At 49.5% G+C, this 13,478-nt stretch carries 14 protein-coding genes; 5 read left to right on the forward strand and 9 right to left on the reverse strand.

Annotated elements, in window-relative coordinates:
* Positions 1–93: 93 nt before the first annotated feature.
* Positions 94–1,296, reverse strand: coding sequence for an aspartate aminotransferase family protein (locus LQ777_RS12420; RefSeq protein ID WP_232558245.1), 1,203 nt, complete (start codon positions 1,294–1,296; stop codon positions 94–96).
* 45 nt (positions 1,297–1,341) lie between these two features.
* On the opposite strand from LQ777_RS12420, the gene LQ777_RS12425 reads away from it, so the two are divergent.
* The gene (locus LQ777_RS12425) at positions 1,342–2,538 is read left to right on the forward strand and encodes a hypothetical protein (RefSeq protein WP_232558246.1); all 1,197 of its coding nucleotides are present in this window, start codon (positions 1,342–1,344) and stop codon (positions 2,536–2,538) included.
* 81 nt (positions 2,539–2,619) lie between these two features.
* Here the strand turns inward: LQ777_RS12425 and LQ777_RS12430 are convergent, their stop codons facing one another.
* The 3 genes from LQ777_RS12430 to LQ777_RS12440 form a co-directional block, all read right to left on the reverse strand.
* The gene (locus tag LQ777_RS12430; RefSeq protein WP_232558247.1) at positions 2,620–3,816 is read right to left on the reverse strand and encodes a hypothetical protein; all 1,197 of its coding nucleotides are present in this window, start codon (positions 3,814–3,816) and stop codon (positions 2,620–2,622) included.
* Between the two features lie 91 nt (positions 3,817–3,907).
* Positions 3,908–4,744, reverse strand: a complete 837-nt coding sequence (locus LQ777_RS12435) for a type 1 glutamine amidotransferase (RefSeq protein ID WP_232558248.1) — start codon at positions 4,742–4,744, stop codon at positions 3,908–3,910.
* A gap of 47 nt (positions 4,745–4,791) precedes the next feature.
* Positions 4,792–5,892, reverse strand: coding sequence for a carboxylate-amine ligase (locus tag LQ777_RS12440; protein ID WP_232558249.1), 1,101 nt, complete (start codon positions 5,890–5,892; stop codon positions 4,792–4,794).
* 152 nt (positions 5,893–6,044) lie between these two features.
* Here LQ777_RS12440 and LQ777_RS12445 point away from each other — a divergent pair, with 152 nt between their 5' ends.
* Both LQ777_RS12445 and LQ777_RS12450 read left to right on the forward strand, forming a co-directional pair.
* Positions 6,045–6,311, forward strand: coding sequence for a hypothetical protein (locus tag LQ777_RS12445; protein WP_232558250.1), 267 nt, complete (start codon positions 6,045–6,047; stop codon positions 6,309–6,311).
* Between the two features lie 42 nt (positions 6,312–6,353).
* On the forward strand, positions 6,354–6,569 hold the full coding sequence (locus LQ777_RS12450; RefSeq protein WP_232558251.1) for a hypothetical protein: 216 nt from the start codon (positions 6,354–6,356) through the stop codon (positions 6,567–6,569).
* Positions 6,570–6,654: 85 nt separating this feature from the next.
* On the opposite strand, the gene LQ777_RS12455 is transcribed toward LQ777_RS12450, so the two are convergent.
* Both LQ777_RS12455 and LQ777_RS12460 read right to left on the reverse strand, forming a co-directional pair.
* A complete protein-coding gene (locus LQ777_RS12455) occupies positions 6,655–7,836 on the reverse strand; it encodes an alpha/beta hydrolase family protein (protein WP_232558252.1) in 1,182 nt (393 codons plus the stop codon).
* 126 nt (positions 7,837–7,962) lie between these two features.
* Complete coding sequence (locus LQ777_RS12460) at positions 7,963–9,051, reverse strand: ATP-grasp domain-containing protein (RefSeq protein WP_232558253.1); 1,089 nt, start codon at positions 9,049–9,051, stop codon at positions 7,963–7,965.
* Positions 9,052–9,246: 195 nt separating this feature from the next.
* Here LQ777_RS12460 and LQ777_RS12465 point away from each other — a divergent pair, with 195 nt between their 5' ends.
* On the forward strand, positions 9,247–9,504 hold the full coding sequence (locus tag LQ777_RS12465) for a hypothetical protein (RefSeq protein ID WP_232558254.1): 258 nt from the start codon (positions 9,247–9,249) through the stop codon (positions 9,502–9,504).
* A gap of 547 nt (positions 9,505–10,051) precedes the next feature.
* On the opposite strand, the gene LQ777_RS12470 is transcribed toward LQ777_RS12465, so the two are convergent.
* On the reverse strand, positions 10,052–10,525 hold the full coding sequence (locus tag LQ777_RS12470; RefSeq protein ID WP_232558255.1) for a hypothetical protein: 474 nt from the start codon (positions 10,523–10,525) through the stop codon (positions 10,052–10,054).
* A 635-nt stretch (positions 10,526–11,160) separates the two neighbouring features.
* Positions 11,161–11,400 carry a hypothetical protein gene (locus LQ777_RS12475; RefSeq protein ID WP_232558256.1) on the reverse strand — a complete coding sequence of 80 codons (240 nt, stop codon included), beginning with the start codon at positions 11,398–11,400 and terminating at the stop codon, positions 11,161–11,163.
* A 1,036-nt stretch (positions 11,401–12,436) separates the two neighbouring features.
* On the opposite strand from LQ777_RS12475, the gene LQ777_RS12480 reads away from it, so the two are divergent.
* Positions 12,437–12,661, forward strand: a complete 225-nt coding sequence (locus LQ777_RS12480) for a hypothetical protein (protein ID WP_232558257.1) — start codon at positions 12,437–12,439, stop codon at positions 12,659–12,661.
* A gap of 35 nt (positions 12,662–12,696) precedes the next feature.
* On the opposite strand, the gene LQ777_RS12485 is transcribed toward LQ777_RS12480, so the two are convergent.
* On the reverse strand, positions 12,697–13,401 hold the full coding sequence (locus LQ777_RS12485) for an esterase family protein (RefSeq protein ID WP_232558258.1): 705 nt from the start codon (positions 13,399–13,401) through the stop codon (positions 12,697–12,699).
* Positions 13,402–13,478: the final 77 nt, after the last annotated feature.

Raw genomic sequence — 13,478 nt, forward strand, 5'->3', positions numbered from 1 at the left:
GGAGGTTTACTGAAAACAGTGCTGATCGGTTTGCTGATTATTTTTAGCCTCGCGCTGATTGTCGGAACCTTGTCGGTCGTATTCCCGTGACGCTCAGGCGTCAATTGCTTGTAGAATGATCGAACAGGCTTCCCGAATCTGCTCTTCCGTAATAACGAGTGGTGGCGCAATGCGCATGGAGTTATCGCAGAATAGAAACCAGTCCGTAATGATGCCTAAGCTTGTCCCGTTGCCCGCAATGGCCCGGTCGATAACGGATTTCAGAATAGGAAAGGAGTCGAACTCAACCGCCAGCATCAACCCTTTTCCGCGCACTTCCCGAATGGCTGGATGGGTTAGCAATTGCTTGAAAAGTTGCCCTTTGGCTTCGGCAGCTTCGTAAAGACCTTCCTCCCGGATGACCTGAAGCGTGGCCAGCGAAGCCGCGCACGAAACCGGATGACCGCCGAAGGTGGTAATGTGGCCCAGAATCGGGTTATTTTTGAAGACGCTCATAATCTCAGCCGAACTGATAAACGCGCCAATCGGCATTCCTCCGCCCATTCCCTTCGCGCACAGTAAAATGTCCGGCGTAACGGCCACGCCTTCAAACGCCCAGAACGTTCCCGTACGGCCAAATCCCGTTTGAATTTCGTCAAAAACCAGCAGAGCGCCCACCTCCGTACAACGCTGACGGACCGCTTGTAAATAACCGGCTGGTGGAATACGGACGCCCGCTTCACCCCCGATTACTTCGATGACTACAGCGGCAGTACGCGTCGTAATCTTCTCAATATCATCCCAGTTACCAGGCCGGATATGCCGGACGTCGGGTAGGAGAGGGCGGTAGTTACGCTTGAAATTTTCGTCGCCCGAGAGTGAAAGTGCCCCTTGCGTCGAGCCGTGGTACGCGTTGAAGCAGCTGATGATTTCGGTCCGGTTGGTATAGCGTTTCGCTACTTTCATCGCCCCTTCTACGGCTTCGGTTCCCGAGTTGGTAAAGTACACCGTGTCAAGCCCCACCGGTAACGTTTGGGCCAGTGCATGAGCCAGTTGGGTTTGCGGTGTCTGAACATACTCGCCGTAAACCATCAGGTGCAGGTATTTGTCGAGCTGCTGCTGAATGGCTTCCAGCACGCGCGGATGCCGGTGGCCGACGTTACTCACGCCAATCCCCGAAATCAGATCCATGAATGGCTTACCATCCGTTGAATAAATAAATACGCCTTCTGATCGATCGATTTCCAACCCTAACGGGAAATCAGAGGTCTGTGCTACGTGCTGAAAAAATAACTGCCGGTGCGTAACCGTTTTCATGCCAATCATCAACTTTGTCGTCTTTGTATCCTAACACCCGCAACCATGAAAACAGTTCTTCTTTTACTCGTACTTTACCCGGTCGTCCTGTGGGGGCAAGCCGTTCGGGTAACACCAGAGGATTTGGCGCGTAAGCAATCGTTTTTGCTGATGCGCGATGGCTCGGTGGTACGCGGGCAGATTGTTCGTCAGGACAGTTCGCTGATAACGGTCAAAAAAGCAGGCGGGGACATGACCTTTGTTGAAACCGACCAGCTCATTGGGATTATGCCCATCCGACCGCGTCCGACGACCAGCGCTCCCTCGTATTCTGTTTTTTACCTTAAGGATAGTACACGCCTGGAAGGACGGTTTGTCCGGCGCGATAGCACCATGATTACCGTTCGGAAGCGCAATGGGCAGCTCACTTATTTTGAGCCGGAGCTGCTCCACCGCGTTGATTCAACGGTGGTTGATACCGTTCCGGGCGCTGATTCGGGACGCACGTTTTCAAACCAGTTTTCGCCCTGGCTGCTGATCGGACAAACGGCCTACAATCCTAAGAAAGGGCAGTTCTACTATCGTAATAAGTGGGTGCTGCTCAACGAATTTCAGTACGGAATTACCCGCAACTGGAGTGTTGGTGTTGGGGTTGCTACGCCTATCCCGTGGCTTTATCGGTCAGCCTACGATGCGTATTACGGATCGGGTAGTGTGTTAAATAACAGTTTCCAACTAAAGTCGAAACTAAGCGCGTCGATCGGTCGAAAGTTCAGGGTGGGGCTCAATGTGTCGTACCAACCAAACACCTATCGGTATTCCTACTCCAAACGAGCATGGACCTTTCAGGCACTGGCCTCTATCGGCACCAGCCAGCGAAATGTTACGCTGGGTTATGGTCTGATCAATCGCGGCAAACAACCGGTATACCAGTATTGGTCATCAATGTATCCGACGCCTTATACGCTCGAACGTATTCCGGATCAGTCATTCCTGACGCTGGGACTGGTGCAGAAAGTACTGCCCAACCTGACTCTACTCAGTGATAACCGAATTAATCTGGGGCAGCGTTATTATTTCTATGATGACACCGGCGAACGGGCTACTCTGTCGTTTGCCCTGCGGCTCGACCGTCGGCGTCACTCGTTCGACCTGGGCGCTTACAGCCTGATCTACCGCAATAACTACTCCTGGGACGGAAAAAATGTACGCGTTATCCCGTACATCGGCTACAATCTGCTGCTCGGTGGGAAGACGAAATAGCTCATACGAATACCTCATTAAAGAAGTCCGTCTAAACTTACTAGTAAGTTTAGACGGACTTCTTTAATGAGTACGAACCGGTTATTTCTCGAAAAAGCACACCGTTCCGCCGACCCAATCCTTGTTCTTATTGAAATCTACGCCAATCATTTCACCCCGGCTCAGGCGGCTTAAGTTGGTTAATAGTGTAGGCCGGGCGTCTTCCTTTGGCCAGATAAACAGCAACCGAATTTCAGCCTTAACCAATCCGTCGGGCGATTGAATGACGGGTTCGTATTTCACTTTACGTTGCAGCAGATACCCATTTCGCTGTTCGGTTGGAATAGCGTCAAGGTCAGCCGCCGTAAACGTGAGCCTGACCCCGCTCCCCGCGAAAGAAAACAAAGGTTTTAGCACGTAATTTTCCAGATCGGCTGGATAGTCGGTCAGATCGGATAAAAAATAACTAGCTGGTACGTAGGGACTTTCGATTAGGGGTAACGTGTACTTGCTGATGCGGAAAAACCAGTTTGGATGCCCCACCCAGTCGACATCAACGTCGTCGGTCAGTGTAAAGTCCGTTTGGAGATCCGGGTAGTTTCGTAAGTCATCGAAAATCAGTCGGTTATAAATACGCTTGATCCGAATCCGACGACCGTCCTTTTCGTAAAAAAGCTGCCGTCCGTCCTTCTGAATCTTTGTCAGGCACACGGGCGCTACGCCAAGCATTCGTTGCGTCAGGGCAAAGTCAATGCGGGTTTTTTGCTTTTCCGGGTAGATCTCCAGCAGGATAACTTCCTCCGGATTACAGTCGCCCACGATCATTTGCCGGAGCCGATCCAGATACGCATCATTGGTAGAGACCGTAAAGAGGTGCGACAACTGATCGGGAATCGGATAAAAAGAACGGAACTGATCGGCCAGGTACGGCTGGAAGGTGTAGAGCGACGGAAAACCCTGTAACTCGATAAGCTGCGGGGTCAGTTCGCCGTGCTCGTCCTTACAGACAGCAAAGTCAACCGCCAGAAATTGGGTGTGCGCATCTTCATTCGGAACCCGTTGTCCAGCGGGAATTGCGTCCTCGGTCAATTGTTTAAAATCGTCGCGCGTGATTACATCAACAATTGTGTCGCAGGCCGCCAGGAGTTTATTCGTAAGAACGGTAGGGACAAAAACGGGCGTTTCGGCGACGCGAAACTCCAACTGGCCGGGAAGATCGGCGTCGATCTTGTCCAAAAAAGCCCGGTAATGTTCCGGGCTAAAGGCTTGGTTATAGGCTTGACGAACGGTCTGAATCATGGTTTTCTCAACGACAGGGGTAAGGATGTACAGAATTCTCGGTATAGGTATCAAATAAAATCCTGTGCATCTTGTTCATCCTGTCGAAAAATTAATTCTGTTCGATAAATTGATCGGAAGAAGCGAACGTAGCAATAGCCTGCCGCAAAAAGCCGGGTAAAATAACCGATTCGGTCAACGCGATCTTGTCGGGGTCCTGCAAGTAAGCAACCATCTCGTCGTACTTTTCCTGGCCGAAGTTGGTAACGATCTGATTGCGTTTTTCGTCGGTCAGGAAATACCGCAGCATCCCTTCGTTGTCGGCTTCGGGGTGGAACTGCGTACCGATGATTTCGGGCGAAAAGCGCATGGCCATAACAGCCCGGTCGAGCGGTACGTGGGGACGAATTTTTTCCAGACACAGGATAGAAGCTCCCAGTTCATTAATCCGCTCCAGGTTGGGCTCCGTAATCTGGTAGTCCCGCGAGTCTACGGCGTAGAACGGATCGGCCAATCCCTGAAACAAGTCGTCCGAACAGCCGCCATCGGTCTTGTGAACCGGAAAAATGCCGAACGAAGTTGATTTGCGCTTGCTGAGGAGACCCAGCTCCAGATGCCGGATCGTCAGCTGAAAGGAGTGGCAGATCAGAAAGACAAACTTCTTGCGGTCGTTCTGACGATTCCAGTTAAAAAGCTGATCAATCAACGCAAAATAAGGTTCTTCCCAGGATTCTTCCGACGCCAGCGGACTACCAGGACCACCCGACGAAATATAAACATCGTAGTCAAGACCCGGAATTTCGTTGTTGGCCCGAACATTGAATACATTGAAAGCCAATTCGGCGTGATCGTTGCCCTGGACGCTTCGAATCAGCTGTAAAATACAACGCATGCCTTCGTTGGCGTGGTTGTTATTCATGTCCAGAACGGCAATTTTTACTAAGCTCATAGTGTCATGTTACGGTAAAGTAATCGAATTAGACCGTCTCATAAAAACTAGCTAATGCCGAAAGAAGTTTCCTCAACGATGTAATCGACTACGCGCTTGAGGTCGTTATGTTGCTGAAAAACGGCCAGTTGCCGGTCGGCCCCCGTTCCCATTTCCAGTATCTTGAGCACGTACTCGCATTCGGCTCGACTACCCAGATCATCCACGACATCGTCGATAAAATTGAGCAGTTCGTGAATCAACTGGTGCGTAGGAACTTCTTCCTGTTTGCCAAAATCAATGAGCTTTCCTTCAATGCCGTAGCGAGCGGCCCGCCATTTGTTTTCGTTGATCAGGATTCGGCGGTACGGGCGAAAATTTAAATTCTGTTTGTGCAGTTTATAAATTTTTGCCACCAGCGCCTGCATAATGGCGGCCAGGCAAATCGTTTCGTCAACGCGCATGGGTACGTCGCAGATGCGAAACTCAATGGTGTTGAAAAACGGATGCAGCCGGATGTCCCACCAGATTTTTTTGCCGTTGTCGATGCAGTTGGTTTTGACGAGCAGGTTGATGTACTCATCGTATTCAGCCGCCGAGGCAAAATAATCAGGGATACCCGTTCGGGGAAACTTGTCGAACACTTTAGACCGGTACGACTTAAACCCCGTATTGCGACCCCGCCAGAACGGTGAGTTGGTCGAAATGGCGTACACGTGGGGCAGAAAATACCGCACCGCATTCATGATCTGAACCCCTTCGTTCCGATTTTCGATACCCACGTGCACGTGCAGGCCAAATATCAGGTTGGAGCGGGCCACATCGCGCAACTCATCGATGAGCCGGTCGTAGCGTTCGTTGGGGGTAATCAGCTGGTCCTGCCAGTCCGAAAACGGGTGCGTCCCGGCAGCCGCGATTTTTAGGTTTTGCTTGTCCGCCAGTTCGATAATCATCTTGCGGAGGTAGCTTACTTCGTGGCGCGCATCATGAATGTCGTTGCAAATGTTGGTGCCTACTTCCACTACCGCCTGGTGCATTTCGGCTTTTACGCGCTCCTGAAGGACAATTTGACCGCCGTCAACGATTTTAGACATGTGCGAGCGTAACTCGCCGGTTGCTGGATCTATGGTTTGAAATTCTTCTTCTATTCCGAGTGTGAATACGGGCATTTTGTAAAGGGTTGAGTGTCGATGGGTTAGATACAGTCAGGGATTCTGCCTGCTGAAAGACGCTGATGCGTGAGTAATATACTGTTTTTTTATAAACTCAAAGCGGGAAATATGGTTTTTCCAAATGAACGCAAAATAACGATCAATTACGTATGCAGACGCCGGAAGAAAAGAAACTGTTGACCAAATACTGGTGGTTTGGGGGAGGAGGAGCGATGTTGCTTGGCAGCGGCCTTGCCGTATTACTGCATGGATCAAAGATGAAGGAAGCCAATGAAGACCCTTGGTTTTGGGTGAGCACAGGTGGGTTTGCCCTCATCATGTCTGGACTGAGTTTTATCGGCGATGCCAACCGGTTTCGAACGATGGTCGATGTACTTCGGGAACTGGACCGTCGGGAAGGCCTAACAAAGCCGTAACCGTTTTCTCTGAAAAACAGCAATCGAATCAACGAGCCGACAATGACAGCCTACAGCCAGCAAGTAGAAGCGTTCGTTCAGGACGTTTTAATTACCATTCATGCGAATGTGCGGGATCTCGAAGAAAAGAAAACGTTTGCGGACCCTCACGAGCAGGATTACATTGATGGTCGGTTGTTTAGCTACGTTGAAATGATGGCCATACTTCGGACATCGGCTCGCGACACGGGGATTGATCCCAAAGCACTTGGGTTATAAACTAAAAATGGTCGATCGACAAACGGATATGGGTCCTTTTTTCGGATAGACCTTACCTCCGTTTGTCGATCGACCATTAAGTACGTTACTTTTTAATCTGTTCGAACCAGTCCAGCGACTGACGCATAAACAGCACCTCAGTCGGAACGTGTGCTCCCTGGGGAAGCGCCACCAGACTCAAGTTTGACGAACCGAGCTTGCGCATGTCGCTGTACGTTTGCTGGGAGGTCAGAAAAGGAATGATTTCATCCTGCTGGCTATGGATAAGCCGGGTAGCCGTCGTGGTGTGCCAGTCGGTTAGATCGTTGTCGGCCAGGGCCCGCGCGAATGGGGACGACGGATTGTTGACCTCAGCCCGAAACTGATCCGTACAAATCTGATCGAAACTCGCTAGGATCGACCGGGCATTGTCGAGCGATTGCGCAATCTGGCTGGCATACGGCTCCTTGAAGTAATAAGAAACTGGCTTGTTCAGCCCATAAATGCGGTTGTAGCTGAGTGTTTCCCAGGCATAAATGTAGTTGGCAACGCCACCTACCGTCGAATTCTGGGTTATGTGCTTAAAGAACGCCGACATGGCGTATGGACCCGCTCCGCAGCTGGCTCCGCTCAACGGAAGGTCTGACTTGTATTTTTCTTCCAGCAACTGTTGAGCCGACAGGGTGGCAAAACCACCTTCCGAATAACCCGCCAGAAACAGCTGGTTGCTCCACTGCACATTTTTCTTGGCCAGGAAGTCCTTTGTGGCCAGCATCATATCCACCGTTGCCTGGGCCAGCGTCTGGCGGTGTTCGTAATCGTGGGGTACGTGATCAGCGGTGCCGTAGCCAATGTAATCCGGACAGGCCACGATGTAGCCGTGCGTTGCGAAATAAAGGGGATACGAAAAACTGACGGTACCGAAATTAAAACCCGACGGCACTTCGGCATTCGAGAAAGCCGTAGGGTGCTGAAAGCTGAGCAGCGGATACTGTTTGTTCGGTGAATACAGCTGATTTGGCAGATAAACAATCCCCGAAGCCGTGATGGTTGTCCCGTCGCTAAGCGTAGTCTGGTACGTAATTCGGTTTACACTAACCTCATAATCGGCGGGTTGATAGGTTAGCGAACTGTTGGTTGTGGTAACGCCCTTGAGGGTCGTGTTGTTGTAAAAAACAATCTGACTGGCGCTGATTAATACGGGTTTAGGCTGGCTTTCGGGAGGGGTACAGGCGTTGAAGAGAAACGAAAAAGCACACAAAAAAGAAACTAGTAAACCTTTTTTCATCGAGTTAACGTACTTGGTGGTGGTGTGACGGTGGTTAAAATCCAATCACAAAAATACATACAGACAGCGTGTCATGCCAAAAAAAGTTACGACGTGCTGTCTGTATGTTACCAAGTAGCGTTGCGCTTAAGCCTTCGGCTTTTTGCCTTTGGCCGGTTTTTTCTCGTCTACATCCGGTTTTGCCGATTTTGCTTCTTTCGTAACCGTGTCGGATTTGGTGACCGTAGCCGCTTTAGGCGGTTTAGGCGAAAGAAGGGGTTCGCCGGCTACCGAACCGCGCACAAACGTGCCCCACGTCAGGTTGTCCTTGCCTTTCTGTAAGGTCTTGGCTCGTTCGATAGCCATCGTCGCTGCGGCTTCTACCACCCATTCGAAGTTTTCCTGCCCGACCGAATGAATGTCGGCATCAGGGGCGGGGTTGCAGAAGTCAATGGCAATGGGGATGCCGTCACGTACCGCAAATTCGACCGTATTGAAATCGTATCCGAGACCGTGATTCAGTTTAAGTACGTAGTCGGTCATCGTGTTGAGCAGTTTCTTACCGGCGTCACCCGTCGTTTTCATCTCCGAAGCGTACCGCAGGTGATGTGGATTCCGAGGTTCGTAGGGCATGATCCGCACGTCTTTGCCGCCGATGCAGTAGCACCGGAAGTAGTCTGTGAAGTCAATGGCTTCCTGGTAGAGCATAACCAACTGCCCCGTTTCGTCGTACGCCCTAAACATCTGCTCGGGGTTGTCTACCTTGTAAACGCTTTTCCAGCCACCACCGGCGTGGGGTTTCATGAAAGCGGGAAAACCAATGTGATTAAAAATGGCTTCCCAGTTCATGTGTTGCAGGTTACGGAACGAGTTATGATTCGTATCGTCGGGCCGTTCTTTGGAAGGAAGCAGAATTGTTTTGGGAACGGGTACTCCCAGCTGCACGGCGAGTGCATTGTTGAAAAACTTTTCGTCGGCACTCCACCAGAATGGGTTATTGATGACAGCCGTGCCGGTTAAGGCTGCATTCTTAAGAAACGCTTTGTAAAAAGGGACATCCTGTGAGATCCGGTCAATAATGACGGCATAGTCGGTCGGAACACTTTGTTCGACCTGTTCGATCGAAACGAATTCAGCCGGGAACGTACGTTGTTTTTCGTTGACCCGGTCAACAAAGGCTTGTGGGAAGGTGTTTTCCTGGCCGAACAGAATGCCAATCTTAACTTTGTCGCTCATAATCTGTCTGTTATACTAAAAAGTGGGAAGATGTAAACCGTAATGGGATAACAACGCTGAAAAGTACGCCTATTTCGGGGGTAAACCAGATAAAAAGCCCATTGTTCTTGGGCAAGTGCGTTTATTGGAAATAAGCGGTTCGCTCGGGTTTACCAGGTTTGGTTAGCGGAACGCCGGCTAACGTAACTCCAGCCTTTGCCTCTTGCGTATTGTTCGCACAAAGGAACGATGCCTATTGAGTGCTCAACGGAGGTAGGTTTTCGGGAAAAAATCAGGCGACTCTTCCCGGCTGGTTTCACAAAAAGTAACGCAATAGCCCCACAAACGCTCGACCGGCAGGGTTCCGTGCCAACTTGCTACATAGGTTCTGGTCAGGTACAGCGAATGGCGATTTGTCCTGACAATGGCCAGCGGTTGCCTGATCCGAAAAGATTGGACGACGGACTGAATTGACAGCTAATTGCTTACAGCGTGCAGGCTATCGGCTCGAGATCCGTAAGAATGCATTCCAGCAATTGCGACACCGGTATACCTTGAACGGAATGATAGCAGAGAAAATCTTGAGCAGTTCAGAGCGGGGGATGCGGTCATAATCGAAGCGACCACATTTGGGGCATTTTGCCGAAAAGCTTGTGTGTCGATACGCATAAACAAGACTCAGCAGTAGAACGACGAAAAGAATAACGTAAGTCATGAATAAAGCAAATCGAACAAAGCCTTAATTCAGGACAAACTACTGCAACCAACTGTTTCGTCTGCACACATTGGGATACTCAGGACGAAAATCCCTACCAGCAGAGCCAATAGGGATTTATAATTAACCTTATAATGCGTGGCAATATACATGTTACCGAAATAAAAATATCGTAAATAAATTATTCGGTATAGTATAACTGATCGTTATTTTTAACAATTGATTGGCTCAGCCTTGATTTTCAGATGGGTTTATCAACGAGTGCTTCGCTCAGCTTGCCCTGTCTGCCAGGCTGTTGTCTGACGCTTACCGGGCCTCGTAGCTGGCGAGCATACGGGTATAGGCGTTAATAAGCGTTTGGTAGTGATTCAATAAAAGCCCATTGTTTGATTGCTGGCTAGCCCGGTCGAGTAATTTCTGCATTTGTTCCCGGCTTACTTTAAGACAATCTATTTTAGATTGTCGAGCCGTTTGGGCTCGCTGCAAAAGATCGCTGCTATAAACTGGTTTCATCTGCCATTCAGGCGTTGAACGTAAGATTTCCTGCCATTGTCCCTGCAACTGCTTGATAGGCTTTGCAAAGGAGTGACCATCAAAAATGGAAATCGGTAGTTTCGTTACGTTGTTGTCAAAAACAAGTAGAACCTCAACCAGTTTGTCCCCTTTCTCAACAAAGCCAGACAGGATATCAAGTCCCAGTTCAACTTCTTGCTCATTAACTTGAAACCCAAAGTTTCGCTCCTGGTTGTCGCGGGTAAGCGCGTCAATTACAAAATACATACTAAAATAGCGTTGAGTGTCTATGAGCATCAAGTTAACCGTTTGTATGAAACAAACGACATAGTTTCAGCGAATAGTGAGGTAATGGGACGCTTGTTGCTCTGTCACGCCCGACAAATGCCAACTGCCAAAAAGCAGGTACATGGACCAGATCTATAAACAGACGAGTATTTTTTAATGGGTAGTTGTCAGACTCGGTATCATTTTCGGAATAGCTTCCAACGGACAGGACCTCAACTCCCTGGAGCAAAACGGTAGGGACGAGTTGGTAGGCACAGCGTCGGGCTAACCGAGTAAACCAATACGAATTGGATCGTAGTAACTAGCGAATTCCAGCGTTAACATAACTCCGGATATAGATAGTCGAATAAAGCGTTACGACTCGTTTTTTTTGTGATTGACCAAACAGGATCGTAGCCAAAACCCTATTCCAAAGGCGATTGCGATATCGATTAGCTCCAGCATAGTCTTTTGTTTTATACTATTTAGACTAGGCATTACCGAAAAGTAAGGGAGAGTACGAAGCGCTTTTAGTATACGGTAATTCGGCTCGGGCATTTTCGGTCTGATGCTGGCGCTTACCCGAAAACCCCTATCGTCCGCGCAAGTGGTCGGATCGGGACCGGAATGCATCGTCAAACCAGGGTAGCATTGGAAGAAGCCTGCGTAACCTCCCGAATTTTGTAAAAATGATTGTGGCAACGGGGACAAGCATACGCCTTTACCGGAAGTCGTTTGGCAATCCCTTTCCGGGGTATTCGATTCGGGTCGGCGTAGCCACAACCAGGGCACTGTTTGCGAAAGCTAACCAATCGATACAGGACAATCAGAATGCCAACAACAGACAGGAGGACTAGTGCGCGAATGAGAAGCATGGTTTCTAGTGAGGTTGTACACACGAATCTACTGAAAAACGTAACTACTTAGAAACGAATTAATTGAGCGGCAACCATGAGAAACCCCACTCGCAAGGCCAGTGGGGTTTGGGTACTTTTCACCGTGCTTGTAAGCACATCCGAAAGGTAGTTGAGTTTATCGACGCGCGTAAACTAGATTGAGTTAATGAGTGTCCATTTGATCTACCGGTACAAAATAGCCTCGTTCGGTCCGATTAGCCCGTATTTATTTAAAACCACAAGGAAAAGGCCGGTAAACCACTGCTGGTGTGCGTAGCGGAAGCGTGAACGATGCCCTCTTTCAGCGTAGCAGGCGATCGCAGACCACTTCCTGCTAGAAAAACAATTTAATCACGGACTCGGCGATCAAGGTAAGTACCACGGTCGCGATGAGAAAAACCATTGTCCAGGGACCCGCTAACGTTGAATTTTTTTTGAACATCATAACGGTTGATGTAGGATGCTGTACAAAGTAAACATCCTGTCGCCAGCAATCATTTTGTGCCGAAGTGATTATAACGACAATTTAACACCCACTTAAGAACGGCTTAATGGAGTGGCCAAGCCAACCGAAAGCTACGCCGAACCCCGCAAGTTTATCGCGTAGTCGCAGTAACAGCAAGGAGTAAATGAGTCGATTTATTGGCAGATCCGGCAGATGAATTACTACCTGGGGTGAGTAAAACCACTGGTTGAAGGGTATGAACCCTGACTTCGTTAATTATACAAGTAATTAAGTAAAATTAAGGGTTTAGGAATAATCAGAAAAGCCCGGCGGTACTACTGCCGGGCTTTCTCGCTGCGTTCTATAATTGGCTTCCAGCGCCTTTGGGCGGCATGAAAGTAAAGTAAGCCAATCAGGGTATGGGCCGCTTTCAAACCGGTAATAATCCTTATGCTTATTTTAATTACTTCTTAATTACCGGCTGAAAATTGCTTCCGTATAATTCCCTTAGTTTGCGCCGTAGAGTTATTGTTAACGGAAAATGTTGGCGTAGTGAACTGTATAAAGGCTATGTTTCTGCCCTATCTGGGCTGGGATTCCACGAATTTGGCTCATATTACCCGGCTGACAGGCCAGCGGTATGACGATGCGTACGCCATCTGGCAGCGCTTTCACAAACTTCCTGAATCATACGCCATCACGTATTCGGTGCTTTGCCTTGCGCAGCAGCACGAAATATCCGTCGAGCAGGCGCTGACCTGCTACCTGGAACACCTGCGCATGAACCAGCACTGAACCGAACGCAGGTGTTCAACAACGCTTTCTTTCGGTTAAATCTGGCTCAGGTAGCGCGGAAACTGGTCTTTCCAGACGGGCCAGTCGTGATTGCCCCAGGGCGACACGTCCAGCTGATGCCGAATTCCTTTCCGGCTTAGTATACCGGACATCTGGTAGTTCGCGTCCCGGCAGAAATCGTATTCCGATGTGCCCAGTACGATGTTCATGTGGTGAAATTCGTTGTTCTGCGCGTTGGGCAGGAAATCGGGCGGATTATTAAAGTAAACGTTTTGGTCGTAATAACCGCCGAGGAATGACCGGATGTCGAAGGCGGCTCCCATCGTCAGCAAGTGGCCTACTTGCTCAGGGTGCCGAAACGCAAAATTTAAGGCGTGATAGCCGCCGAACGAAGCCCCCGACACACCTATTTTCTGGACGTTACACTCCCGCTGAATACCCGGAACCAGTTCTTCGTGCAGAAAACGATCGTACAGAACGTGGTTCCAGATGCGTGCGCCAGGGTGGAGGTGCTTGGCGTACCAACTGTCCCGATCAATGCTGTCGATACAAAACAACTTAACCTTACCCGTCTCGACGAACCAACGGGCCGTTTCGACCAGGCCAAAATCTTTGTATTCGTAGTAATGCCCCATTGAGGTCGGAAACAGCACTACCGGATAACCCCAATTGCCGTAAACCAGCATGTCAATATCGCGGCCGAGGTGGTGTGAGTACCATTTTCGATAATCTTGCTGCACGGTGTTGTATGTTTAGACGTACCTTCTTTTTCGGGTGAAAAATAGAAGAAATCGCCCGGATCGACAAAAATAGGCGG

The sequence above is a fragment of the Spirosoma oryzicola genome (assembly GCF_021233055.1).
Lineage (GTDB): Bacteria > Bacteroidota > Bacteroidia > Cytophagales > Spirosomataceae > Spirosoma > Spirosoma oryzicola.

Coding starts and splice junctions, on each gene's coding strand:
- LQ777_RS12430 (WP_232558247.1), bottom strand. CDS start 3,816: ATGATTCAGACCGTTCGTCAAGCCTATAACCAAGCCTTTAGCCCGGAA.
- LQ777_RS12425 (WP_232558246.1), top strand. CDS start 1,342: ATGAAAACAGTTCTTCTTTTACTCGTACTTTACCCGGTCGTCCTGTGG.
- LQ777_RS12480 (WP_232558257.1), top strand. CDS start 12,437: ATGTTTCTGCCCTATCTGGGCTGGGATTCCACGAATTTGGCTCATATT.
- LQ777_RS12420 (WP_232558245.1), bottom strand. CDS start 1,296: ATGAAAACGGTTACGCACCGGCAGTTATTTTTTCAGCACGTAGCACAG.
- LQ777_RS12435 (WP_232558248.1), bottom strand. CDS start 4,744: ATGAGCTTAGTAAAAATTGCCGTTCTGGACATGAATAACAACCACGCC.
- LQ777_RS12445 (WP_232558250.1), top strand. CDS start 6,045: ATGCAGACGCCGGAAGAAAAGAAACTGTTGACCAAATACTGGTGGTTT.
- LQ777_RS12475 (WP_232558256.1), bottom strand. CDS start 11,400: ATGCTTCTCATTCGCGCACTAGTCCTCCTGTCTGTTGTTGGCATTCTG.
- LQ777_RS12460 (WP_232558253.1), bottom strand. CDS start 9,051: ATGAGCGACAAAGTTAAGATTGGCATTCTGTTCGGCCAGGAAAACACC.
- LQ777_RS12455 (WP_232558252.1), bottom strand. CDS start 7,836: ATGAAAAAAGGTTTACTAGTTTCTTTTTTGTGTGCTTTTTCGTTTCTC.
- LQ777_RS12470 (WP_232558255.1), bottom strand. CDS start 10,525: ATGTATTTTGTAATTGACGCGCTTACCCGCGACAACCAGGAGCGAAAC.
- LQ777_RS12440 (WP_232558249.1), bottom strand. CDS start 5,892: ATGCCCGTATTCACACTCGGAATAGAAGAAGAATTTCAAACCATAGAT.
- LQ777_RS12450 (WP_232558251.1), top strand. CDS start 6,354: ATGACAGCCTACAGCCAGCAAGTAGAAGCGTTCGTTCAGGACGTTTTA.